The following is a 24,840-nucleotide window of genomic DNA, read 5'->3' as shown; positions in this document are numbered from 1 at the left end:
ATTATTTTTGCAATTTTTTATAGTAATAAAACTCATGACTTTCCATTGCCTTTGGAAAAGCAATTTTCATTAAATCCTGCAAAATCACATCCGGATAGTAAGGCCCTGATTCCCAATAATCATTCGCGCCCGCTTGGTTTACTTTATTATTGTTATTGTACACTTGGCCATTTTTTATTGATGCGAAATCTTTAAATCGATTATCCAAACCGACTATCCCCTCTATAGAGTTTTCATAACTCACATTAATCCACTTTTGAGTCTTCAAACCAAAAGGGTACACTTCTTCAAAATTAAGCGCCAAGCTACCGGTCCCTTTAGTGTGCATCCAAGGAGTTTGCATATGAGCATCTCTCATGAAATGAGCCATATAAGATCCTCCATTGGGCATATACCATGTTCCTTTAAAAGGTATGTTCACCAAAACTTCTTCCGGCTCACCTTTAATAGCATCATGGCTTTTTATCTCTTGATATCTACTTTCAATTCCATTAAATATTCCGATCGACTCATCAAACTTATCCAAAAGAAGTCCATACACCTTGATCCATTCAGCTCTGGCTAAAGGCGTGCTCTCCTGCCAATTTGTGCTCAACAAAACTGGTATCCCAAAATCCGACAATTTATCAAATTTAGAAAGCGACACCCCCGAATACCCTATGGCAATCACTAAGTCTGGATTCAATTGAATTACTTTTTCAAAATTCAACGACTGGGACTGTCCTACTTCCTTCAAATCTCCTTGAGCAAACCGGGCCTGTAAGGAACTATCATACACATATTCGATTTCACTAACAGCAGAGATTTTCTTTTCCTCATTCAGGAGCTTAAGTGCTCCAATATTAGTAGAAGACAAAGGAACAATACTTTGCAAAGGAAGTGTAATAACATGATGATCTTCAAAGCTTGCTCCTTCTTTATCATCATATGTCAAAACATATTTTATGGTATCATCATTATTTTGAGGATTCAGTATATAAAGATACTTCAAACCATTGGATTCAAAAATCTCAAAATTTTTCGCATACTTATTCTCAACCACCTCTTTCGTTTGCTCTACTGCTTTTTCTGGTGATTTACCTTGCTTACATGCAGAAAAAGCAAAAAACATTAGCCCCACCGCGCACCATAAAATTACCGATCTCATCATAAAAAACATTTTATTTGAGCAGCAAAATTATAAAAACTATAGAATTAAATGAGCCATTTTTGAGACATTGCCCGCATTTTAACAATTAACTTGGCAAATACTAAAAAAATCAACTATGACGTCAAACTAGCAAGCGTTACTGAACCACATTTTATTGATCGAATCTTTGATTAAAATTCCTTAGCTTAAGGCCTATGACTATTAAGAAAATACCCAGCAAAAAGGCATAAATGCCGATAATCATCGTCAAAGCAACCGCTCCAGCAAATGGATCTTTAAAAATCAAATAAGAAAACAACAAAGAAATCGCGCCATTAAAAGCCCATATCAATTTATAATGCTGGATCTTAAATGCGTAAACAAACTGCATGATTCCCATAAACAAAGCCCAAGCACCAATAAACAATAGCACCACTTCAGCGCTTTGCGCTGGAAACAACACCACCATCACGCCGATAACAATATCCAAAATCCCCTCCACAAGCCAATAATTAGTTTGTCTATTATCCTGTCGCGATTTAAGACCTGCCACAAAAACAATTAACCCTGAAAATATCGCCAGAAATCCGAAATAATAAATCAATGTCTGAAAAGCCATTTTGGTTTCAAGCATGGCAAACAAACCAAACAAAAGCGCCACTACACCTTTGACAACTATCGACCACCAATTAGAAAAGGGTGAAAACTTATCCATACTAACTCAATATTGAAATTCTTTTGTTCTTACATAAGCTCAAGCATTCCAAATAGTTTGATCGCTGGTCTAATTTTTCCCTTGTTTAAACTCTAGCTTAGTTTTAACTGGCAAACAAAATCAATAAAATATCTATTCTCTTTAATGACAATTATTATAAACATGTCAATTCCGCATTCTTTTTAGAGCCAAATAATGATCATTCATTTAAAAAATAAAGAATCAAAACAAAGCCAGACTATACAAAAGTCAAATCAATCATCCACACCCAACACTACCCAACCTATACAATGCGTGAAATTTGAAGTAAGCGCCAGAGAATGGTATGCCAATGCCGCTGATCCTAGATTTCAAGACCGGTTCTTAAGAACAAGTATCAGAAATTCATTTTTACTGCCCTTCACAAGACATTATCCACACTTGACCGTCGATGTGGACTTTGCCTCATATGATCCAAAAAAAGAAACAGTTACTCTTGAAGTGACAAAAATGCATTATTCTGCGTCAAAAATAGCTCCCAGATACATTTTTCATGAAGATAAGGACAAGGGAATTTTTAGGCCTGAAAGCATTCACCCGGAAGGCGTTATGATAATACGGACCATCAATAAATGGATCAAGTCGGCCAATATTCCCGAGCTTCTTGTTGGGGGACCTAAAATTCCTCAAGGCATGTCTGAGCAAGAAGCTGTCAGATACTTTGGATTGGAGAGTGCGGAATTGCCATTTGAAAACGGTGAATTCATTATTGAAGCAAAGAAAAAGAAAAAAAAGAAAACTCCCGAAGCAGGGTTCACTCCACTTGCGCCGCTAGAAGAACCTATGCCAACCCCAACAAGTACAACAACCAACACCACAACAGTTGAATTGGAAGAGCCGAAAGCTGAAGCAGCTCCCAGTCGCAGAAAAAAGAAAAAACATAAAAAGAAAAAAGCTGATGGAGAGACAGCTATCTCCGAGTTTGAAGAGACTCCATTCATTCCAGAATTAACGTCTTTAACCCTTGAGTCACCTGCTCCAGAACCTCCTTTTGAATTAGTTCCGGTAAAATCGGAGAAAAAAACTGAATCAAAACAAGACGTCCTTTCTGAAGAAGTCATTGCCAAACCAACACCTTTCACTCCTTTAGAAGTAGAAGAAATACCAGAAATGGAGGAAGCATTGGCAGATGCTTCTCCAATAACCGCTGAGGCAGGGGTAGAAACAAAAACAGCCAAAAAGAAGAAAAAAAAGAAAAAGCATCATGCAACTCAAGCTGAAGGAGTAATACATGCCAATCCCGAAATGCTGGAAGAGCATATTAAATTTGCTGATTTCAAAAAAGACCTTGGAGTCGAAAGCATAGAAGGCTTGCCTGAAGAAGTCAGGACACGGTTATTTGCGATCCAAAAACAGTTCGACCAACATATTCTAAGAAATGTATTTGGGCCCTCCACTGACAGAAACACTCAAGAATTTGGCATTTGGTTTAGCAAGCTAAAGCATTTGGAAGCTTCTCTAAAATCACGAAGGCTTACCAAGTTAACCCTGAAAACTGTCGATGAAACTTTTGAAAGAGCCAAAGCACAAAGAGTATCTCGTATTCATGAGTACGATTTAAGCCAAATTGTTCCTCCGAAATTTGTAATCAATTTCGCTGACGCCAGAGAGCAAGCTGTGTTTCAATTGGTTCTTAAATTTAGTTACGGCATACTTGCGCTTAGGTTAAAGGAAGAGTTGGCGATAGAAATCATGCGCTATATTTCACCCTTATGCAATTTCGGGGGATTGATAAATCCTAATAGATTTGTAAACATGATGTTCCAAAGAATACATCATGAAGCTAAAACAGCTTGGGAGAAAGTACCTGACAGCAGCAAACTAAACGCTGGGGAAGGAAGCTTTATTGGTTTTCATTATTCAACTATGGACAGCGATTTTTGGGCAAGGGAAAAATTATGGGATTCTGTTATTCCTGAAATGAAAAATTATCATGACACAGCCTTAGACTTGATATACTTTTGTCAAAGAATACTCTCTGGAACCAAGCTACCACTCTTCAACAGGTTCATAGAGCGCCAAACCAAAGGAAAAGCAGCATTTGAAACATGGACTTTAAGACAATTCAAAGAATTACTGAGTCGCTATAGATCGACTGGCGAAGGTGAAAGCGAAGGAGCTACAGCAAGGTAGAAAAATTGAATGCAAAATGGTTAATTACAAGCTTCTTCCAGTGCAGGCTCTTTGTCTATTTCTTTTTCTAGCTTGCTCTGTTTCAACCTGCCCCATTCTTTCACAAAGAAGAAAAATGTAATCAGCAAAGCCAGAAAGTCTGACAAAGGAAACGAATACCATACGCCATTCAAGCCGTAAATTGGAGACAGTAAGAAAATCAAAGGTATCAAAATAAAAATCTGTCTCGACATAGTCAGCCACAAAGCAGTCTTTGCTTTGCCTATGGATTGAAAATAACTGGCGGCTATGATCTGCACTCCCACCATAGGCAGAAAAAGCACGATTATTTTCAAAGCATTTCGGCCAATCATCAGTATAGTCTGGTCATTGGTAAACACTCCTATCATTTGCTTGGAAAACATAAACACCGCTAAAAACGCAAGGCTGCCAATAAGAAATGTCAAGCCTATCGAGACTCGAATAGAGCTCATGACTCTATCAAAGCTCTTGGCTCCAAAATTATACCCCGCAACAGGAATAAATCCTTGCACAATTCCAAATATTGGCGTGTAAATAAACAAAATCAATCTATTAAGAACTCCATAAACGGCTACGGCGGAATCGCCACCGTACTTCAACAATGCATTATTCAAAACCAAAGCCAAGACACTGCTTCCTCCTTGCCTTGAAAGTGTGCTAATGCCAATAGCGCTGATTTCCTTTGCCATGGGCATATCAAATCGTACAAGCCTCATATTTATCCTCAATGGTCCATTGGTTTTGGCATAATAAACTACCAAAAACACAGCTGTCAACAATTGCGAAACAAATGTCGCCAATCCCGCGCCTCTGATCCCCATATTCAAAATCGCCATAAAATAGTAATCCAATGCAATATTGAAAACAGAAGACACTACCATGACCATCATAGAGAGTTGAGCTTTTCCTTCAGATCTCAAAACATTATTAAGCCCCATCATCACACCCATAAAAGGAGCCCCGAGCATCACAACATCGAAATACTCCGCGGCATAGCTATATATTTCGCCCTTGCCTCCAAACAATTCTATTAAAAAGTCTCTCGTCCAATATGACAACAATGTCAAAATCAAGGCTGAGAAAAAAGATAAAAACAACACGTTTCCCAAGGCCCGATTAGCCTTGTCCAATTTATTTTCACCAAGCGCTCTGGAAATGATCGAGCCTCCACCGACTCCAACAGCCAATCCAAAAGTAGGAATAAGCATATTCACAGGCATCACAACAGCAAGTCCGGCTATCGCCATTGCTCCGCTATAATGTCCTATAAAAATCGTATCGACAACATTGTACAACATAAGCACCACCAGGCCAATCATGCTAGGCACTGACATCTTCACTAGCAATGGCAATATGCTCATGGATCCCAATTTGTCCGCCTCATTCCTTTTACTCATAAGCTGGTGTGATTATTTTATCTGTATACAACCTTCCGATAACGAAAAAAAACAATATATGTTATTGCGCTTTCGCATGCAATTTCAAAACGCAGTTAAATCTAGCTGTAAACTCCCTAATAATAACATTCGAATAATAATAACATGAATTCTATAACTTCTTATAATTTGCAAATCATCTTAAATTAATACCTGAGTGCTAGCTTTGAGATACTACAAACATCTAAAACCGAACGTATGAAACTATTCTACAATATGAAAAGGCACTTGATCGCCTCTTCACTTTTGCTAGCTCCACTAGCTATGAATGCTCAAAACAAAGTAGCTATCAAGCACCTGAATAGCTTTAAGGTAGGCGGCGAAGGCGCTGCTGAAATAGTAACTTTCGATGCATTTGACAAAACTGCTTGGGTTCTAAATAATGAAAATGAGGAAACACCAAAAGTATATCAAATTGATTTGTCAAATCCATTGGTGCCTGTAAAGTCAGACAGCATCTCATTAATCGGCTATGGAGCACCTAATAGTATTGTCGAATTTGACGAATATATAGCAGTAGCCTTAGCTGCAGATACAAAAACCAATAATGGTCAAGTAGTAATATTCAGCAAAAGCACCAAGAAAAGTGTTAGAATACTTAAGGTTGGAGCTTTGCCTGACATGTTGAAGCTTACCAATGACAAGTCCATGATATTGGTTGCCAATGAAGGAGAGCCTAATGACGACTATACCATTGATCCTGAAGGCTCTATATCTATTATCACTCTTACGGATGACCCAGCCAATGCTTATGCCGAAACTATCAGCTTCAAATCACTTAACAACACTGAGTACAATACGGAAGCTAGCGGTTATATCAAAGTAGCCAGTCCTGAAGGCACTATTTTAGCTCAAGATTTAGAGCCTGAGTATATCGCAGTATCGGAAGATGACAAAAAAGCTTTTATCGCTTGTCAAGAAAACAATGCTATGATCATCCTTGATTTGGAGACAAAAGAGATCATGATCAAAGGGTTGGGATATAAAGACCATAGCTTGGAAGAAAATGGATTTGACGGAAGCGACAAATCGGATGATATTGACATCAAAGCCCATCCTGTGAGAGGCCTTTACCAACCTGATGCAATCGACGCATTTACTATCAATGGCAAGACTTACGTTATTTCAGCCAATGAAGGCGACGCAAGAGATTATGATGGATATTCAGAGGAAACAAGATTAGAGAAAATTGATCTTGATCCAACTGTATTTCCTAATGCTTCCGAGCTACAGGAAAAAGAAGAGCTTGGAAGATTAAAAATAACAGAAGCGCTTGGCGACCTTGATGGAGATGGAGACTATGATCAAATCTTCAGCTATGGAGCAAGATCCTTTACTGTATGGGATGAAAATGGAAACAAAGTATGGGATAGCGGAAATGAATTTGAAAAATATTTCGAGGCAAATTACCCTGATTATTTCAACTCGGACTTTGACGATGAGGAGATGATCTTCGAGAGAAAAAATCGAAGCGACGATAAAGGAGCAGAACCGGAAGGCACTGCTGTTGGAAGAGTTGGAGACAAAATATTAGCTTTCATTGGGTTGGAAAGAATGGGCGGAATCATGGTTTATGATGTTACCAACCCTGAAAAACCTGTATTCAACGATTATATCAATACTTCTGACTTTGAGAATGGCACTGGCGACATAGCGCCTGAAGGGCTTCATTTTGTAAGCGCTGAAGATAGTCCATCCGGCAGAGCTCTTTTGTTAGTAGGCTATGAGGTAAGCGGTACATTAGGCGTATTTGAAGTTAGCCCTAATTGGGAAAAAGACGATTATATCAAAGTAAGAAGATACGACATGCCTGAAACTCCTGTAATTGGAGAAGTAGGAGATATCACTTATCGTGAAGGCGGTATTTCTGGACTTCATTTCATCCAAGGCACTGAAAACGAGTTCTTCATGGTAACCGACAGAGGTCCAAATGCCGTGGCTGACAATCATCCTAAAGCCGACGGGAAAAAAATCAAATACTTCCCATTCCCCAACTACGCGCCTAAGATTTTCAAAGTATCCGCAACCAACGAAGCTGGAGAAAATACTGGAGAATTAAATATCATAGATTTCGCTCCGATCAACAGACCTATAATTGATGACATGATGCAAAAAGCTTCAGGTCTGCCAAACCCTGAAGGTTATGGCAATACGGGAGAGGAAGCTTGGAGCGGCGAGATTGAAAACCCATCGGTTGAAAATCCTGATTTTTGGGGAGTTGACACAGAAGGTATAGTATTCGGAACTGACAGCACGCTTTGGTTATGCGACGAATATGGCCCAAGCGTTTGGAATATCGACGCAGACACTTATACCGCTATCAATAAATACCACCCTTTTGATGAGTCTGAGCCAAACAGCAAAGACTATGGGTTTGAGCAATTCAAAAACAGAAGAGCTAACAGAGGATTTGAAGGCGTAGCTGTAACTCCAAACGGAAAAATCTACTCTATCATCCAATCCCCAATGTACAATCCTTCCAGCGAAGCGGTTGTTGAATCTAGAATTCATAGAATCCTTGAAATGGACCCGGCTACCGGAGAGTCTGCATACTATGTTTATTTGCACGAAGCTCCTGTGGCAGATATCAGAAACAAAGATTGGAAAATTGGCGATTTGGTTGCTGTGAACAATACGGAATTCCTAGTGCTTGAACACGCTCAAAGAAAAGCGACAAACTTCAAAAACGTATTCAAAATCGATATTAGCAAAGCTAAAAAGGTAGAAGAAGACCGAATGTTTGACGGCAAGTATCTAGAAGAGTTGTTGGATGCTGAAGGATTGAAACCTTATGGTATCGAGCCAGTGGCTAAAAAACTTATGTTCGAGCTAATGGGAACTGGATGGGACGCAAGCTTCGACAAGCCTGAAGGCATCACAATTATCGATGCAAATACTATTGCTATTTGCAACGACAATGACTATGGAATCGACGCTCCTGAAGATGACGGTGTAATCATCGAGACTGGAAAGAAAACAGCTTTGTATGTTTATGACTTGCCTGCGGACATGACATTGAATTTCACGCCTGTGATTCCTAAAAAAGACAAAGATTCTAAAACAGGCATTGATCAAACAAGTGAAGTTCTAAATATTTACCCTAATCCGACAAGCGGAATGGTAAAATTCAGCCAGCCAATCTCAGGTCAAATCATTAACTTGAGTGGTAAAATAATCATGAACATCGTGGAGGAAACGAAAGAAATTAACCTTTCTAGCTTAAGCGATGGAATTTATCTATTGAAAACATCTACCGGATTCACCCACAAGATAGTGGTTCAATAAAAACCAAATCTATCCGGAAACATAAAAAAGCTCGATATTCTCGAGCTTTTTCATTTTAATAGAGTTTATAAAGCGCTCATTTTGTCTTTCAAAGTTGATCGCTCTTTATGAAGCCTTTTGACATTCGTAAAATACACCATAATCGGCAATGCGATAATCAAAACTATCAAAGACATATTCTCTGTCTCTAAATAAAAATATCCCAACAAAGCAACCAACAACACCTTGAACAAATAGTTCATACGGATGAAAAAAATGTTCTGATCCAACTCATGCTTCAGCCTTTCTTCCTCATTCTGTACCTTTTCTCCCATAGTTTTTTATTTAATTCTCAATTAATATACGAAAAAATCATTTCATTTTATGATTTTTCAAAACCAAAAACTATGCCTTCTGATTATCTTTTCTATTGATAATGAATTTGTTGCATTTCCTTAAAATCACTTGACCTAAATATTGTTCTATATCAATGAGTGTCTATTTGCTTGCTCAAAATCTTCCTTTTAATATTTCAAAACCTAGTACTGTGGCTTTGAACAAAAAAATAGTTTTGATCTACCAATTAAACCGCAAAAAAACTATTTTTACAGATTATACAGATAGTGAAATATATTACCGTCAATTGACATCATAAATATGGCAGAATACAGCTTTAATGAGATTGAATCAAAGTGGCAAAAATACTGGGAAGACAACCAGACATTCAATGCCAAAGTAGACCCTAGCAAGCCAAAGTTTTACGCTTTGGATATGTTCCCCTACCCTTCAGGCGCGGGACTTCATGTTGGGCATCCACTGGGTTACATAGCTTCTGATATTATCGCTAGATACAAGAGACTAAAAGGCTTCAATGTCCTGCATCCTATGGGCTTTGATTCTTTTGGCTTGCCTGCCGAACAATACGCTATTCAGACAGGGCAACACCCAGCAATTACGACTGAAACAAATATCAACCGCTACAAAGAGCAGCTAGGTAAAATCGGTTTTTCTTTTGACTGGGACAAGGAAGTAAGAACTAGTTCGCCTGAATACTACAAGTGGACACAGTGGATCTTCATGCAAATCTTCGACAGCTGGTATGACAATGACCAAAAGAAAGCTAGAAGAATAGCCGAACTTGAAGCAATCTTCGAAAAAGAAGGAAATACTAATGTAAATGCTTCTTGCGATGAGGATACTGCTTCATTCACAGCTGAAGAGTGGAACGTTTATTCTGAAAACGAAAAAAGCCCTATTCTACTGAAGTATAGATTGACTTACCTTGCTGAGACTACCGTGAACTGGTGTCCTGCTTTGGGAACAGTGTTAGCCAATGACGAAGTGATCAATGGACTTTCTGAGCGTGGCGGCCATCCAGTAGAGCGCAAAAACATGCTTCAATGGAGCATGCGTATCACTGCTTATGCCGACAGACTATTGGAAGGACTTGACAGAATTGACTTTAGCGAGCCATTGAAAGACATCCAAAGAAACTGGATTGGAAAATCATATGGATGTTCTGTTAAGTTCAATGTAGAGAACTCGGAAAGAGAACTTGAAGTATTCACTACAAGAGTGGACACTATCTTTGGCGTAAGCTTCATGAGCATTGCTCCTGAACACGAATGGGTAGAGGAATTGACCAGTCCTGAGCAAAAAGATGCTGTTGAGGCTTATGTAACTCAAGCGAAGAACAGATCGGAAAGAGAGCGTATGTCCGACGTGAAAACAATCTCCGGCGTATTCACTGGTTCTTATGCCGTTCATCCATTTACCGGCAAGCAAGTGCCTATATGGGTTGCTGATTATGTATTGGCTGGTTATGGCACAGGCGTAGTGATGGCTGTTCCTTGCTCTGACACAAGAGATTATGCTTTCGCTCAGCACTTTGATTTGCCTATTGTAAATATTCAAGAAGGCGATCGCACAGACATTTCTCAAGATGACTTTGACGCGAAAGCGGGCACCATGGTTAATTCAGACTTTCTTAACGGAATGACTGTAGCTGAAGCTGGCCCTGCTGCGATTGCGAAAGTAGAAGAAATGAGCATAGGACAAGCGAAAGTTCAGTTCAAGATGCGTGATGCGGTATTTACACGTCAAAGATACTGGGGAGAGCCTATTCCTGTATTCTATGATGAAAAAGGAGACGCCAAGCTTATCAGCGAAGATCAATTGCCTTTGAGGCTTCCTGAGGTGGATGAATACTTACCTACAGAAAGCGGCGAGCCTCCATTAGGAAGAGCTAAAGGCTGGAAATATGATGAGAAGTACGCCTATGAATTAAGCACTATGCCGGGTTGGGCTGGTTCTAGCTGGTATTTGTTTAGATACATGGATCCGCATAATGACAATGAGTTCGCCAGCAAAGAAGCTTTGGACTACTGGCAAGACGTGGATCTTTATATTGGTGGATCTGAGCACGCGACTGGCCATTTGCTTTATTCTCGTTTTTGGACAAAGATTCTTTTCGACCTTGGCTACCTGAAGACTGACGAGCCTTTCAAAAAGCTTATCAACCAAGGAATGATTCAAGGTAGGTCCAACTTTGTATACAGAGTGAAAGGAACCAACAAATTCGTTTCTCATGGATTGAGAAAGGATTACGAAGCTGACGCGCTTCACGTGGATGTGAATATTGTGAAAAACGATATCCTCGATACCGAAGCGTTCAAAAGCTGGCGTCCGGATTTCAAAGATGCGGAATTCATCCTTGAAGGTGGCCAATATATCTGCGGAAACGAAGTGGAAAAAATGTCCAAGTCCAAATTCAATGTGGTGAATCCTGACGATATGGTGGATCAATTTGGAGCGGACACATTCAGACTTTACGAGATGTTCTTAGGACCTTTGGAACAATTCAAGCCTTGGAATACGAATGGAATAGATGGCGTATACAAGTTTTTGAAAAAACTATGGAGATTGTACCACGGAGGAGCTGAAGGCGCATTTGAAGTATCGGAAGAAAAAGCTGACAAGAAAGAGCTTAAAGTTCTTCATACTTGTATTAAAAAGGTAACAGAAGACTTGAACAGATATTCATTCAACACCTCTGTTTCCAACTTCATGATATGCGTTAATGAGCTACAATCATTGAAGTGCAACAAAAGAGAAATCCTAGAATTATTGCCAATCCTTGTTTCTCCTTACGCGCCTCATATCGCCGAAGAGCTTTGGTCTAAGCTTGGCAAGACTGAAAGCGTAAGCTTGGCTTCATTCCCTGATTTCAACGAAGAGTATTTGAAAGAAAGCGAATTCGAATATCCGATAATGATCAACGGCAAAATGAGAGCTAAAATCCAAATGCCGGCGGATGCCAAGAAAGAGGATATAGAAAAAGCCGCTTTGGCTGATGAAAAAGTCATCAAGTGGACGGAAGGAAAAGCTCCAAAAAGAGTTATCGTCGTTCCTAAAAAGATTGTGAATATTGTTGTTTAACAACCAACAATAGCGATAAGCAAAAAGCTGCTTCTTAATTGAGGCAGCTTTTTTTATATTCATTTCCAATCGAAATATCAGTCTCCATTTAAAGATTGGAAATATTCGATAGCTTGAATAAAATTTATTTCTTGGGCAATACTTAATGGTGTTTGTCCATTTATATCTTTCATCAAATAGTCAACCCCATTTTCAACCAATAATTTAATGATAGAAATGTCACCCTTGTCATCCCCATTTTTCACCTCCTCATACCAAATATCCACAGCATGATGCAATAGAGACCATTGATTATATCCTATGTAATTGACATCCGCTCCGTTTTCAATAAACAGCTTCGCTATATCAATACAATCATGCTCCACTGCGCAAATCAAGGGAGTCAATCCTTTTTCATTTCTCTGATTTAAGTCTATCTTTTGATGCAAAACTCTTTTCACTTCATTCAAATTACAATAAGTACATGCATCAAATAATTTTTCAAATTTTAAATTGCACCCCATATCCATTCTATTATTATGAATTCTAATACAGCAAATAATAAAATATGTATCTTCCAACACAAAAACTACTCAATTTCTTTAGAACAAGGAAAATGGCTATTGCATGATGGCGACAAACCTTTTGAAATAATTGAAAAGGATAATAATTATTTATGGAGATTGCCAATATTAGAATGCGATCCGAAAGAATTCATCAAAACGATATCAAAATATGAAACTCAAGCCAATACCGATTTTCCAATCGTTGATATCATTTCATTTGCCATCCTCCATGATTCTCATTACTGGTTTCGACTCGCTTTGAATTGGTTGAAACACATAGAAATCACAGATGAACTTGTAAGAATTTTCAAGAGTGTATATAAAAATATCCATCACCAAGATCACCAGAGGTTAATTTGGCAATATATTATCACATGGAACAGACAAAAGGCTAAAGAATATTATGAGAACAAAGATAGCTTTGAAAGCTTTCTAGCAAGGTTAAAAGAAGCGAATATTCCTTTCCAAATTTTTAATCAAAGCAGTGTCATTGTCAACAGCGTTAAATTCGACTTTCTACAGGACAAGCTTTAATCATATTTAGTTAACATTCATTAATTGGATTAGACATTTTTTAACTGTAGTTTATACAATCATCTACTTTTTTCATCAGAACTATTTTCGATCATTCGCCCTAAACGACCATGAAAAGAATATACACACTACTCATCTTGACATTTTGCATAACCCAATTCGCTTTCACTCAAAACAAGGTTTACTTAAGCCAAACTGGATTGGTGGATAGCATTTACTCCCAAGTATTGGGACAATCCAGAAAGATATATATACAAGCTCCCCAACATATCAAAGCCAATCAAAAGTATCCCGTTGCATATGTATTGGACGGGGAAATCTTGCTTCCTGCAGTCAAAACAATTCATGACTACTATAGTGGCGGGTATATGCCAGAGATGTTTATCATTGGCATATCTAACGACCATGACAGATTAAGGGACTTGACAACATCACCAGTGAAGACGCTATATGACATGCCTGCTAGAGAAGCCAATGGCGAAGCTGAAAACTTTGTAACATTCCTGAATGAAGAGCTCTTCCCTCATATTGAAAATAACTACCCGGTAACTGGCTACAGAACATTAATTGGCCATTCATATGGAGGACTATTTACAATGTATGCGCTAATCAATCATTCAGATTTATTTGCGAACTACTTGGCAATAGATCCAAGCATGGATTGGGATGACCAAAGGCTATTGAAAGAAGCCAAAGAAAAATTGACTAGCAAACAATTTGCACATCAGGCCTTATTCATATCCTTAAGCGGTCAGCTTCACATGCAAAACTCATCCATCACTATCGACAATGTAATGGAAGACCAGAGCGAATTCACATTATTCGCACGCTCCAATATCGAAACATCGGAATTCATCAAAAGTCTTGATAACAATGGACTTTCCTATGAATGGAAGTTTTATCCAAATGACCTCCACGGCACTGTGCAACTGCCATCGATCATGGATGGGTTGATTTCCATTTTCAGCTGGTACCAGATGGAAAATACTGATAAAATAAATAATCCTCAGACGACCAAAGAAGAATTGCTAGCTATTATTGACCATCGCGAGAACAAGCTCAAAGCCCACTTTGGCTATCTTGAAGCTCCTTACCCTGAGGACTTGCTCAATATGTCCGGATATATGAATATGGAGTTTAATCAATTAGACAAATCGAAAATGTATTTTGAGCAGGCCATAAAATATTATCCCAAAAGCGCCAATGTATATGATTCGATGGCTGACTTTTACGAAAGCCAAGGTGATTATGCCAATGCAATAAAATATGTAAAAAAGGCCTTAGAAATTAATCAAAAAGAGTATTACCAAAAAAGGATTAAAGCCTTGAATGAGAGGATGAAATAATTATTTTGGTGAATTTCATATTGATAGATTCAACTGGTTTCTTTTATAACTATATTAGAGATAAGATTAGACTAAATATCTTAGAAAATTGATCAATATGATATTTTATAAAATTAGCTATACTAAGGCATTAAGAAAGCATTATGAATCATTTTTTAAAACAAAGGGAGTTAAGCAATATTGGAGTCAAATTACTACTAATAATATAAACTCGGATTTTTACGTACTTGAAATTCCGCCCAATAATATGCATAAGATGTGGACTTACCTTACTGTTGGTATGTCTAATGAAAAGTCAGACATAAATACTATCGAGCTTTTTATATTCTCACCAGAACAAAATAAAAGCTTAGTCGAATTATTAACAATGTGTGCATCATTTCATCAAAGTGCTGAGCCACTTAACCTAAATCACACTTTAAGTATCGGAAGACCTTGGCTTGGTAATTCTGAATGCAATTTCCTTTATATATCATTGCCTTATCTAGATGAAGAAAAACTGGAGTTTTTTCAATTTAAAGGGAAAACTTTCCATTGTTATTGGCTAATACTATAGTTCCCCCAAAAATTAGGACTGCAAGTTAAGATACAATCTATTAACTTAGTTACTATGAAAAGCAGAAGAAAATTTACCCCTGAATTCAAAGCAAAAGTGGCATTAGCCGCTATCAAAGAGCAGAAAACAATCGCAATTTTAGCACAAGAATTTGATCTGAGCCCTACTCAAATCAACACTTGGAAACGCGAGTTTTTGAATAATGCCTCTTCCCTTTTTAAAAAAAATAGCGATCGAAAAGAAGCCACGGATAGCTTGGAAAAGGAAAAAGAAACGCTCTACTCCAAAATAGGCCAACTTCAAGTTGAAGTGGATTTTTTAAAGAAAGCCTTATCGTAAACAAAAACACACAAGAACGCAAAAAGCTAGTCGATAAGGCGCATGATATCTTGAGTATTACGAGGCAGTGCTCCCTCTTAGGTATTCATAAATCAAGCTATTATTATAAATCTAAAGGTGAGTCCGAACTTAATTTGAAGCTTATGAAATTAATTGACAAGCAGTATCAAAAGCGACCATTTTGGGGAGTGCCTTCTATGAGCATTTGGCTTAAAAAAGATATGGATTATAATATAAACTCCAAAAGAATAGAGCGATTGTATCGGCTAATGGATCTGCGAGCCATCGTTCCGGGCCCTCATACTTCTAAAGGAAATAAACAACATAAAACATATCCTTACCTGCTTGAATCGCTTAAAATCGAGCGAATCAATCAAGTGTGGGCGACGGATATCACTTATATTCCAGTAGAGGGAGGCTACTTTTACTTAATGGCAGTTATCGATTTAAAGAGTCGATTTGTTGTGGGTTGGTCCATTTCCAATACTATGGATGCTGAGTGGTGTCAGGAAACCATGCAAGAATGCGTTGAACAATATGGAGTTCCTGAAATAGTCAATACCGACCAAGGCAGCCAATTTACCAGCGAAGTATTCACCTCTTATTTACACTCAAAGCAAATACGAATCAGCATGGATGGTAAAGGACGGGCGATCGATAATATATTTATCGAAAGACTATGGAGAACCGTAAAATATGAAGATATTTACCTTAAAGCTTACGCGACAGGAAATGAACTATTCGTAGGCTTGCTCGAGTATTTTGATTTTTACAATCACCAAAGAAGACATAGTTCATTGGAGCACAAGCGACCTAGAGAACTCTACTTTGAAGAATCGAATTTGGCTTTTATCTCAAAAGCAAAGGTAAGTTCAATACCAGAACCCGTCAAGGGTATAAACGGCTTGCCGCAGGCGCAACACAAGCCGCCCTTGACAGAACCTGATATTGAAATTTATGAAGCTCTTGAAATGAGAAACCAAAAAATAAAATTAAGTTTAACTACTTTGCGGTCCTAAAAAAGGGGGGAACATTATACCAATTACTGAAAAAGAAAGAAATTTTAAAATAACTAAAGGCTATGAAGCTCTTGAAGACTTGTTTGAAGTAAAGCAATTCAATTATTTAAGTCCAAATAGAAAATCTCTAATTTAATATGGCTAAGTACAAAACGTTAAAAGCTGTGGCACATAATTTCGGTCATTCGTTTATTAGCCTTACCAACTATTATCATAATGACTATGTACTTGGCCATATCCAATCATTTTTGAAAGAGAAACAACTTGATCGTTTTGAAATAAATATTATAAATAAAAAAAAATCACCGTCACTAGAGTTTAATAATTTCATTCACATACCTATCAATTCATATATAAAATGGTTCCCAGAACTTGTTAAAAGCCTTAAATCTGACTTATATTTTATAAAAGAAGCTCGATTGATCATAGAGTTTGACTTCTTGACGGAAAGATTCAATCGTTCAGCGAATCTAATCGAAAATCCATTCAAATGTACATCGCTGATTATAGATAACAAAAACAAAGAATATAAATATGAATTCAATGATTGGTGGTACCCTGAAACTATTCAAACTAATTTTCTCACTACTAATAACTTTTTACAGCTGTCAATCAAAAAAGGAAGAGATTAAACAAACGTTTGTACTATTCAACCAACAAAAACCATTTGAAATACTTTCTTTCGAAAAAAACAACGATTATCCCTCTTCTGAGAATGATACATCGATGTGCCAGAGCTGGGAATTAAATAAATCAGAAATCAAAAAAGTATTCGCTGAGTCCAGAGCTATTAACGGGCCTGAATGGCATCATTTGTTTGGCGTATTGCCTTGTCAAATCATCGGCACTATCTCTCAAAATGATCAGCAATATGAATTCTCCATCAACAGCGGAGCTTGGGTGACTGTCAGTTCTTCAGACACAACACTACTGTTTGGAAACTTTGAAAAGGCAAATAACAAATACTTCTTGATGGAAGCTTTGGAAGAAAATGAATAAACACAGTAAAATATTTATGCCCAACCCTTCAATTCGGACCTATGCACCTCCAATCATAAATTCTCTTCAATTGTCATCCATTAATTCAAATTCATGACTTCCAAATAGGCTTATAAAATAATTTATAAATAGAAGGCACTACAAATAAAGCGGACACTGTTCCTACCGTCAAACCTCCTACTATTGATATTACAAGAGACTGCTGCAAGTCAGCCCCTAAATTCGATGAAAACAAAACAGGAAGCACTGCTAATATCGTTGTTATTGTAGTCATCAAAATAGGCTTCAGCCTTTGATTTCCGCTCATTTTAAGAGCTTCACTAACATCATAATCATTCTTCTTGTTTTTTATAATTTTATTAGTGGCATCAATCTTTAATATAGAATCATTGACAAGCACTCCCAACATAATAATGATCCCCATCAGAGACATTACATTAAGCGTATTATTTGTTAAATACAATAATAGCAAGGCTCCCGAAATACCTAACGGAATTGTTAACACTACTATCATGGGTTGCAACAATGATTCAAATTGAGCGGCCAAGATAAAATATAATAGCAATAAACATACGCATAATATTTTGATCAACTTTGACAACATCAACTGATTATCAATAAATTGGCCTTTCGTAGCTGTTATAGTCCCTATAGAGTGGCAATGGGATTTCAGATGTTCAATTTCACTTAGACCATTAGCATCTTGCCAAATAATACTCTGAAAGACGCCATGGTTATCCGCATAAATATCATCAAAATCTAAACTGTAGGACAAGTCGATGAATTTTGAAATTGGAAATAAAATATTATCATTGTTTTTGACAAACGTGCCTTTCAATTGCTGACTTAAATTTGCGTTATCACTCCTCAAAAGCACCTTTTTAACCTCTCCATAGTTCCTAAGCTTGGCAACGATATTCTCTTTCCCTATTAGTAGCAATGACTTTTTGAATTCATTAAAATTAATATTGTATAAATTTAAATGATCCATCTTAATCGATGCTTCCAGAATTTGAGACTCTTGCATCCCTTTCCAATCAAGCGCATGATATACAGCCTCTTTATCTTTCCAAGCATTAATTTTTTCGCTACTTAATGGGTAATTACTTCGATTATTATAAATTCTTGCCTCCAAATAAGGTGTGCTATTCTTGAATAACATATTAAATGAATTCGGAGCATCAACAACATTATAAACAGCATTAGGATAGTTTGAATCCATAAAGGTCCTTAAAGATTTTCGTCCGTCAACAATTGAACTCTCATCTAAAAACTCTAAGTAGAATGATGATCTACGGTAAGACTGATAGTTTAATTGTTGAGAATATTGAGTTAGACCTATATTGCTTGTATTCAATTGAATGAAATTCATTAATAAACTATCTATTTCATTTTTTCTTTTTTCATTCTCACTTATATGTATTGGCTCTTTCCAGTCAATCTCTAATATGAAATTCTTATTCTCAATTTCTGGAAAGCTATCTACGTTGATTATGAATACAACGCATATGGCTGGAAATAACAAAGAAAAACTCAACACAAGCGCCCTATGTTTTTTCGCATTAATCCAATCATACATTTTTCGATAATACGCTCTTACCTTTAAATAAAAAATGTTTTCAACTTGTTGAGAACTATCATCAATGAATAAGTTGGATAGTATAGGAATTAATATAAAAGACGTTAGTAATGACATGCCTAAAGTCAATGCAATAGCCATTGCTTGATCTGTAAACAATGCTCCAGTCCATCCATCCATGTATATCAATGGGACAAACACAGCAATCGTAGTCAAAGAAGAACTAATTAGAGAGGGTGCCACATCGGAAACACCTTTACATATAGCTGTCGCTCTATTCGTCTCCAGTTTCAATCTATTGCTAATGCTTTCAATGACAATAATTCCATTGTCTATCATCATGCCCAAACCTAAAGTCATCCCACTTAATGAAATTATATTGATAGAGACATTCAGCAAGTAAAAACACAAAAACGTCAAAATAAAGGAAACAGGTATTAAAATGCCTATAAGCAATGGTGCTCTCCAATTTCCCATAAAAACAAACAAAACTATAAATGCGAAGATTCCACCAAAAAAAAGATTGGATTTCAAACTTCCAATACTTGCTTTCAAAAAGCGATGTTGATCTTGGCTATACTTTATGCTTAGACCTTCATATTCGCTTTCTAGATTAGAAACTAAATCGCTAATATCCTCTCGCACATCATCATAAACCGCATCATGCTTTTTATGAATGTTGATCGCAATTGCTTTATGGCTATTATAGTAATGACTTCCTTTATCATCAGAGCTTGCTCTCTCTACATTTGCAACATGCTTTAATGAAACCAAATCATCGGAAGGCAACCTCAATGTCAAATTGGCAATATCCGATTCTTCATAAGCGAAAAGGGAAAGATTTAAATTATAAGACATTTGCCCATCTTTAAGCAAAATAGTTCCCAAATTTATATTCGCGCGCTCTATAGTCTCAACCAACTGATCAATATTCACTCCCAGAGCATCCATTTTATCTATTTGCGGCTTAATTGAAATCACCTCTTCTGACATCCCATTATAATCAACAAGAGAAACGCCGGCTATTTGCTCCAACCTTCTTTTAATTGTATTTTTCACAAGCTTGCTTGTCTGCACAAAATCCACTCCAAAATTAGGCATCACATGCAAGGTCAACATAGGCAAATCCGTGGAATTGATTTTAATAATTTTTGGTCTGGGAATATTATCCGGAAACACAGAGCTTAGTCGATCAATAATTTCATTTACCTCTAGGTAAATAAAATCCATCTTAGTGCCGTGATCAAAATACAATCTGATCACGCCTTCATTATTGGAAGATTTGCTTTCCAAATCCTTCAATCTTTCCAAGGACATAAGATCTTTCCTTATGATTGAAAGAATATTGTTCTCTACATCTTGAGGAGAATAACCTTCAGCTTCAACTTTTATTAAAAGCTCAGGAATCTCCGCATCGGGTAAAAGTCCCACAGGCAGTGACATCGCAGCCATTAGCCCTAAAAATATCGCCATAATGAAGCTCATTATCACTCCTATAGGCCGTTTAAGCAAGTATGAAACCATCTTTATTATTTTATTAAAGCCACGGGAGAGTCATGAGATAAATGCAAATTATTTGAGACTATTACATTCCTTCCATACTTTAAATCTTCAGAAATCATAACTTCATCCCCATTATCCTGAACTATTTTAACATAATTCCATTTGGCTTTCCCATTTTCATATGTAAAAACCACTTCTTTTCCCGATCTCATAAGTATGGCTTCCTTAGGAATCACAAGCGCATTCTGAACAGGAATTTGCAATTCAACCATAGCATGCATTCCTTTGATCAAATTGGTCTCCTGCTCAGTAGTCTTCACCCATACTTGAAACATCCCGTGCTCGTCAATGGAAGGATCTACTTCAACTACTTTCGCTTTAATCTCTATATCATTTCCAACAACCTTAACGACAGCTGCCTGTCCCTTTTTAATTCGAAGAGCATCTGATTCAAGAACTCTGCATTTTATTAGCATAGAATGGTTGGAATATACCGTACACAAGCTCTTGTCGCTTTCGATAAACTGATATTGCTTATGGTTTAAGTTCGATATTATCCCATCAACTGGAGACTGAATACTAGTATAGCTCAACTTCAATTCCGTTTCTTCTAAAAGAAATTTATACTTGCCAACTTCATGTTTGATTTTTAAAATATTCTTTAGTTTATTATTAGAACCCGAATCCAATAAATTGTATTCTACAAGTGAAGCTTCATACTCTTGAAAATTTTTCAAATAATCCTCCAAAGCTTTCTTATATTGAATTTTGAATTCATTATCATTCAATAAGGCTAAAGTATCACCCTTGGAAACCTTTTTTCCATTGTATATATTCAGGCGCACGATTTCTTCAGGAATCCGAGCCCTAATATCTGCCTCTATTTCAGGCTCTGCGATGCCTTTTACAAGGACTCTCATATCAAATTCACCGCTTTTAACTTCCTTCGTCTTCACTTTGACAATTGCTAAATCCTTGCTTAATCTAGATTCTTTGAATTCTACATTATTTGGTTCATACTTACAAGAAGTCATAAGCAAAAAAATGGCTAATATAAAATTGAACTCATTCATGATCTATTGATATAAGGTTATTTACTAATTTTGTTTTTTTTCTATCAACAATGACAAAGCATGGTATAAACACAAATACAGCCAGCACAGAAAAAAACAAGCCCGCTATCGTACCAAATGCCATGGAAAACCAAAAAACATCTTCATCCCCTCCCATTAAAAAAGGGACCAAGCCTAAGCAGGTAGACATATTTGTGATAAATATAGGCTTGCACTTATTAATTAGAGCTTTAAGCATGGGGTTGCGCAAACCTTTGTTTTTATTTGATAAATAATCATTCATTATGAGTATGCCCGCATTTACCGAAATACCCGACAACATCAAAAAAGCGGCATACCCTCCTTGGTCAAAATAAAACTCAGTGCTCGCAAAACCGATAAACACGCCAATAAAAGATATCGGTATGACGCATATTACAGCTAATGGAAGTCGAATATTTTCAAATAAAATAGAACATACAAAAAATATTGCGATCAATAAGAGAAACAAAAGACCATACTTTTGCTTTTCTTCCTCCCACTTCCAACTGCCTGATAACTTTTCGAACTTATAGCCCAATGGCAATGTTTTGGAAAACTTCTCAAGTACATCCTTTAGAAAATAGTCCCCAAACTTATAACTTCCCTCGTACAGGAATGAAATATCTTTAATATAATTCCTATTGTATTTATAAATACTAGACACGCTTTTCTGTTTGTCCATAAAAGACACAGCGCTAAGGCTAATAAACTTCGCTGAATCAACTTCCATAGCGAGATTCATTAAGTCATATGATGAAAACACATCATCTTTTTTCTCTCTGACACTCACAATGTGGTTTTTATTTTCCAGTGTTATATTCTGCTTGGCATATCCGACGCTTTTGTACTGTTCAATTTGACTGAATGACTCTGTCAAAGCATGGTTATAAGAATTAAGTCCCAACAAATCAGGCTTCAGTATTAGACTTTTCGTACTCCACTCTTTATGACCATTAAAGTCTAGATTTGTATTTACATCCTGTATTCTTTCATTAGAAACTAAACTCTCTGTCAGCTTTTCCACCTGTTTGTTAAGTTGGTCAAGATTATACCCATAAGATCTGACAACAAAATTTGAAGCCTCTAAATTATTAGTCATCCCCATAGTAAATGGCTTTCCTATACCAGAAATGACCCAATGAAATCCAGACCAATTAACCGACAAATTGGCTAAATCATTTTTCACTTTAAAAGCTCCTCCGCTTTCAATGTAATCATCATGAAAGAACAGCTCAATTAGACCCGTATTATTGGGCATATGTGTAGTGAAGATCTGTCTAATTCCTTCGTTTTTCAATAACTCTTGCTCAACCTTAGCTAATACTCTTCCTAAATAATCCGAGTCGTAAGAAGGATCCATTTTGACATTCAACCTCAACACCAATTCTTTTGAATCTCTAAAGCCGGAATTTTCATGCAAATTTTTCAAAAACCAACTCACCGTTCCCCCTAGCATCTTGTCTAAAATTGGTTGTGCTTTTTCCTTAAATTCTATTTTATCTGAAATATCATTGTATACTATCGACCATTTACTATCGCCTTTTATTTTATCAGGAATTAGATATACAGGAACGCCGAATGTCAATATTATTGCTAATGATACCAGTATTTTATTTTTCGATAATACTATCAGCATAGCATTATACCTTATGAACCACTTCTTCGCCTTAAACTTGGTTTTATCACTTGGTTGAGATAAACCAAAATCAAACATATTCATCATGGCAGGAATAAACCAAAATGAAATAAAAAGAGACGAAACTATGCAAATAGCTATAATCAACCCAAAGTCATTCAAATCACCTGATATACTATCGGGCAATAAGAATATTGCCAATAAAGCGAGCACAGTTGTTAAGGAAATAGCGATCAATGCTGTAATTATAAACTTGTTTCTATTTGCACCATAATGATCCATCATAATCACAGCATTGTCTATCATTATTCCAAACGAAATAGACAAGCCTGCTAATGTGTATATATGAATGTGAACCTTAAACACAAACAGTATGAGCGAAACCAGTAAAACATTTATAATTAAGCTAGAGAATAATACAAGTATATATCTTACACCAGACCTAATCGCCAATATAAATAATGCTAATATCATTAAAGAGATAAATGACCTTACATATATTTTATTTAATTCAAGATTGATAAAATCAGTCTGATCATGAAGTAAAGTTAAATTGCTTCCAGCGGGCAATTGACTATTCAATTCATCAATAGCTTCTTTCACATCGGTTCCGGTCAACAGCTTGTTTGCCTCATCTTCGGCAAAGACTTTAAGCACTAGAGCATTTTTACCATTTACTTTAAAATGGGTGCTTTTCTCATTCTTTTCAAAATAAATATCCGCAATATTTCCCAGAACAATCAAATCATTGTTAGAATTAGCAATTGTAATTTTTCTCAGATCTTCTAAAGAATTGATTCTTGGTTTTATTCCTACCAGATATCTTTGACCTGCTTTTGTAATATTTTCTCTCTGGACAGCTTTTGAATTTAAATTATTTAAGCTGTTTATTATATTAGACTTGTTTAATCTATTAGCCTGCAGTTTATTAACATCATATGCTATTCTCAACACCATTTCCGGCGCCCCATGCACAGCTACTTTTTTGACTCCTTGCAGCTGCGATATATTATTTTGAATTACTTGATTTGAAATTTCCTTAAGCTCAGGAAGAGGATAATCTCCCCACACTTGATATACCAGCAATGGTTCCTCTGTATTGATATTTGTATTGGAAGAAAACCTAACGAAAGGATAGCTGCATGATTTAGGCAACTGATGATAACAATTCCTTAAAATTATTCCTATCTCATTTTTCATTTGAAATAAATCCACCCCTTCATCAAACTCAAGGTGAATACTTCCAAACTCATATCTAGACTCGGACTCTATTGACTTAAGTCCTTTAATCGCTGATAAATGGTTTTCCAAGAACGATGTCACTTCGCTCTCAACATTCTCAGGGCTAGCATCTGCAAAAATATACGAAATTGATATTCCATTTTTATCTTTTATAGGCAATAAGCTAACCGTTTGATAAGGCAATACAAACAAGCCTAACAAACTTAAAAGAATAAATATAAGAATAACTCGAAATGAACTCATAAAAGAAAAAACAGCTATACTCCATTTATT

General features: G+C 36.6%; 18 protein-coding genes. 10 read left to right on the top strand and 8 right to left on the bottom strand.

Annotation, left to right across the window (positions count from 1 at the left end):
* Position 1 precedes the first annotated feature (1 nt).
* Both AABK36_RS05720 and AABK36_RS05715 read right to left on the bottom strand, forming a co-directional pair.
* The gene (locus tag AABK36_RS05720) at positions 2-1,150 is read right to left on the bottom strand and encodes an ABC transporter substrate-binding protein (RefSeq protein ID WP_309943392.1); all 1,149 of its coding nucleotides are present in this window, start codon (positions 1,148-1,150) and stop codon (positions 2-4) included.
* Positions 1,151-1,301: 151 nt separating this feature from the next.
* The gene (locus tag AABK36_RS05715; RefSeq protein WP_309943390.1) at positions 1,302-1,844 is read right to left on the bottom strand and encodes an HdeD family acid-resistance protein; all 543 of its coding nucleotides are present in this window, start codon (positions 1,842-1,844) and stop codon (positions 1,302-1,304) included.
* Between the two features lie 195 nt (positions 1,845-2,039).
* On the opposite strand from AABK36_RS05715, the gene AABK36_RS05710 reads away from it, so the two are divergent.
* Positions 2,040-4,016 carry a hypothetical protein gene (locus tag AABK36_RS05710; protein ID WP_309943387.1) on the top strand — a complete coding sequence of 659 codons (1,977 nt, stop codon included), beginning with the start codon at positions 2,040-2,042 and terminating at the stop codon, positions 4,014-4,016.
* A 20-nt stretch (positions 4,017-4,036) separates the two neighbouring features.
* On the opposite strand, the gene AABK36_RS05705 is transcribed toward AABK36_RS05710, so the two are convergent.
* Positions 4,037-5,434, bottom strand: a complete 1,398-nt coding sequence (locus AABK36_RS05705; RefSeq protein WP_309943386.1) for an MATE family efflux transporter — start codon at positions 5,432-5,434, stop codon at positions 4,037-4,039.
* Between the two features lie 237 nt (positions 5,435-5,671).
* On the opposite strand from AABK36_RS05705, the gene AABK36_RS05700 reads away from it, so the two are divergent.
* On the top strand, positions 5,672-8,758 hold the full coding sequence (locus AABK36_RS05700) for a choice-of-anchor I family protein (protein ID WP_309943383.1): 3,087 nt from the start codon (positions 5,672-5,674) through the stop codon (positions 8,756-8,758).
* Between the two features lie 65 nt (positions 8,759-8,823).
* On the opposite strand, the gene AABK36_RS05695 is transcribed toward AABK36_RS05700, so the two are convergent.
* A complete protein-coding gene (locus AABK36_RS05695; RefSeq protein WP_309943381.1) occupies positions 8,824-9,072 on the bottom strand; it encodes a hypothetical protein in 249 nt (82 codons plus the stop codon).
* A gap of 322 nt (positions 9,073-9,394) precedes the next feature.
* Here AABK36_RS05695 and leuS point away from each other — a divergent pair, with 322 nt between their 5' ends.
* Positions 9,395-12,175 (top strand): leucine--tRNA ligase, encoded by a 2,781-nt coding sequence (gene leuS, locus AABK36_RS05690; protein ID WP_309943379.1) that lies wholly within the window; start codon positions 9,395-9,397, stop codon positions 12,173-12,175.
* A gap of 77 nt (positions 12,176-12,252) precedes the next feature.
* Here the strand turns inward: leuS and AABK36_RS05685 are convergent, their stop codons facing one another.
* Positions 12,253-12,678, bottom strand: a complete 426-nt coding sequence (locus AABK36_RS05685; protein ID WP_309943376.1) for an ankyrin repeat domain-containing protein — start codon at positions 12,676-12,678, stop codon at positions 12,253-12,255.
* Positions 12,679-12,693: 15 nt separating this feature from the next.
* Between AABK36_RS05685 and AABK36_RS05680 the strand changes: the two genes are divergently transcribed.
* The 7 genes from AABK36_RS05680 to AABK36_RS05650 all read left to right on the top strand — a co-directional run bounded on the left by AABK36_RS05680 (position 12,694) and on the right by AABK36_RS05650 (position 17,513).
* Entirely contained in the window at positions 12,694-13,254 is a 561-nt protein-coding gene (locus AABK36_RS05680; protein ID WP_309943373.1) for a hypothetical protein, read from the top strand.
* A gap of 110 nt (positions 13,255-13,364) precedes the next feature.
* Entirely contained in the window at positions 13,365-14,600 is a 1,236-nt protein-coding gene (locus AABK36_RS05675; protein WP_309943371.1) for an alpha/beta hydrolase-fold protein, read from the top strand.
* A gap of 97 nt (positions 14,601-14,697) precedes the next feature.
* Complete coding sequence (locus tag AABK36_RS05670; RefSeq protein ID WP_309943368.1) at positions 14,698-15,156, top strand: suppressor of fused domain protein; 459 nt, start codon at positions 14,698-14,700, stop codon at positions 15,154-15,156.
* A 54-nt stretch (positions 15,157-15,210) separates the two neighbouring features.
* Positions 15,211-15,495 (top strand): transposase, encoded by a 285-nt coding sequence (locus AABK36_RS05665; protein ID WP_338390266.1) that lies wholly within the window; start codon positions 15,211-15,213, stop codon positions 15,493-15,495.
* On the top strand, positions 15,489-16,514 hold the full coding sequence (locus tag AABK36_RS05660; RefSeq protein ID WP_309943502.1) for an IS3 family transposase: 1,026 nt from the start codon (positions 15,489-15,491) through the stop codon (positions 16,512-16,514). The genes AABK36_RS05665 and AABK36_RS05660 overlap by 7 nt, the downstream gene beginning before the upstream one ends.
* Before the next feature lie 137 nt (positions 16,515-16,651).
* Positions 16,652-17,146: a hypothetical protein gene (locus AABK36_RS05655; RefSeq protein ID WP_309942040.1), complete on the top strand. Its 495-nt coding sequence runs from the start codon at positions 16,652-16,654 to the stop codon at positions 17,144-17,146.
* A gap of 94 nt (positions 17,147-17,240) precedes the next feature.
* Positions 17,241-17,513 (top strand): hypothetical protein, encoded by a 273-nt coding sequence (locus AABK36_RS05650; protein ID WP_309942039.1) that lies wholly within the window; start codon positions 17,241-17,243, stop codon positions 17,511-17,513.
* Between the two features lie 91 nt (positions 17,514-17,604).
* Here AABK36_RS05650 and AABK36_RS05645 read toward each other — a convergent pair whose 3' ends face one another.
* Genes AABK36_RS05645 through AABK36_RS05635 form a run of 3 tightly spaced genes read right to left on the bottom strand, consistent with a single transcriptional unit; the run spans position 17,605 to position 24,810 of the window.
* The gene (locus tag AABK36_RS05645) at positions 17,605-20,616 is read right to left on the bottom strand and encodes an efflux RND transporter permease subunit (protein WP_309942037.1); all 3,012 of its coding nucleotides are present in this window, start codon (positions 20,614-20,616) and stop codon (positions 17,605-17,607) included.
* Between the two features lie 5 nt (positions 20,617-20,621).
* Complete coding sequence (locus tag AABK36_RS05640; protein WP_309942034.1) at positions 20,622-21,668, bottom strand: efflux RND transporter periplasmic adaptor subunit; 1,047 nt, start codon at positions 21,666-21,668, stop codon at positions 20,622-20,624.
* The gene (locus AABK36_RS05635; RefSeq protein WP_309942030.1) at positions 21,661-24,810 is read right to left on the bottom strand and encodes an efflux RND transporter permease subunit; all 3,150 of its coding nucleotides are present in this window, start codon (positions 24,808-24,810) and stop codon (positions 21,661-21,663) included. Before AABK36_RS05635 ends, AABK36_RS05640 begins: the two co-directional genes overlap by 8 nt.
* Positions 24,811-24,840 lie beyond the last annotated feature (30 nt).

It is taken from the genome of Aureibacter tunicatorum, from assembly GCF_036492635.1.
GTDB lineage: Bacteria > Bacteroidota > Bacteroidia > Cytophagales > Cyclobacteriaceae > Aureibacter > Aureibacter tunicatorum.
This window is presented reverse-complemented; position numbering and strand designations above follow the sequence as displayed.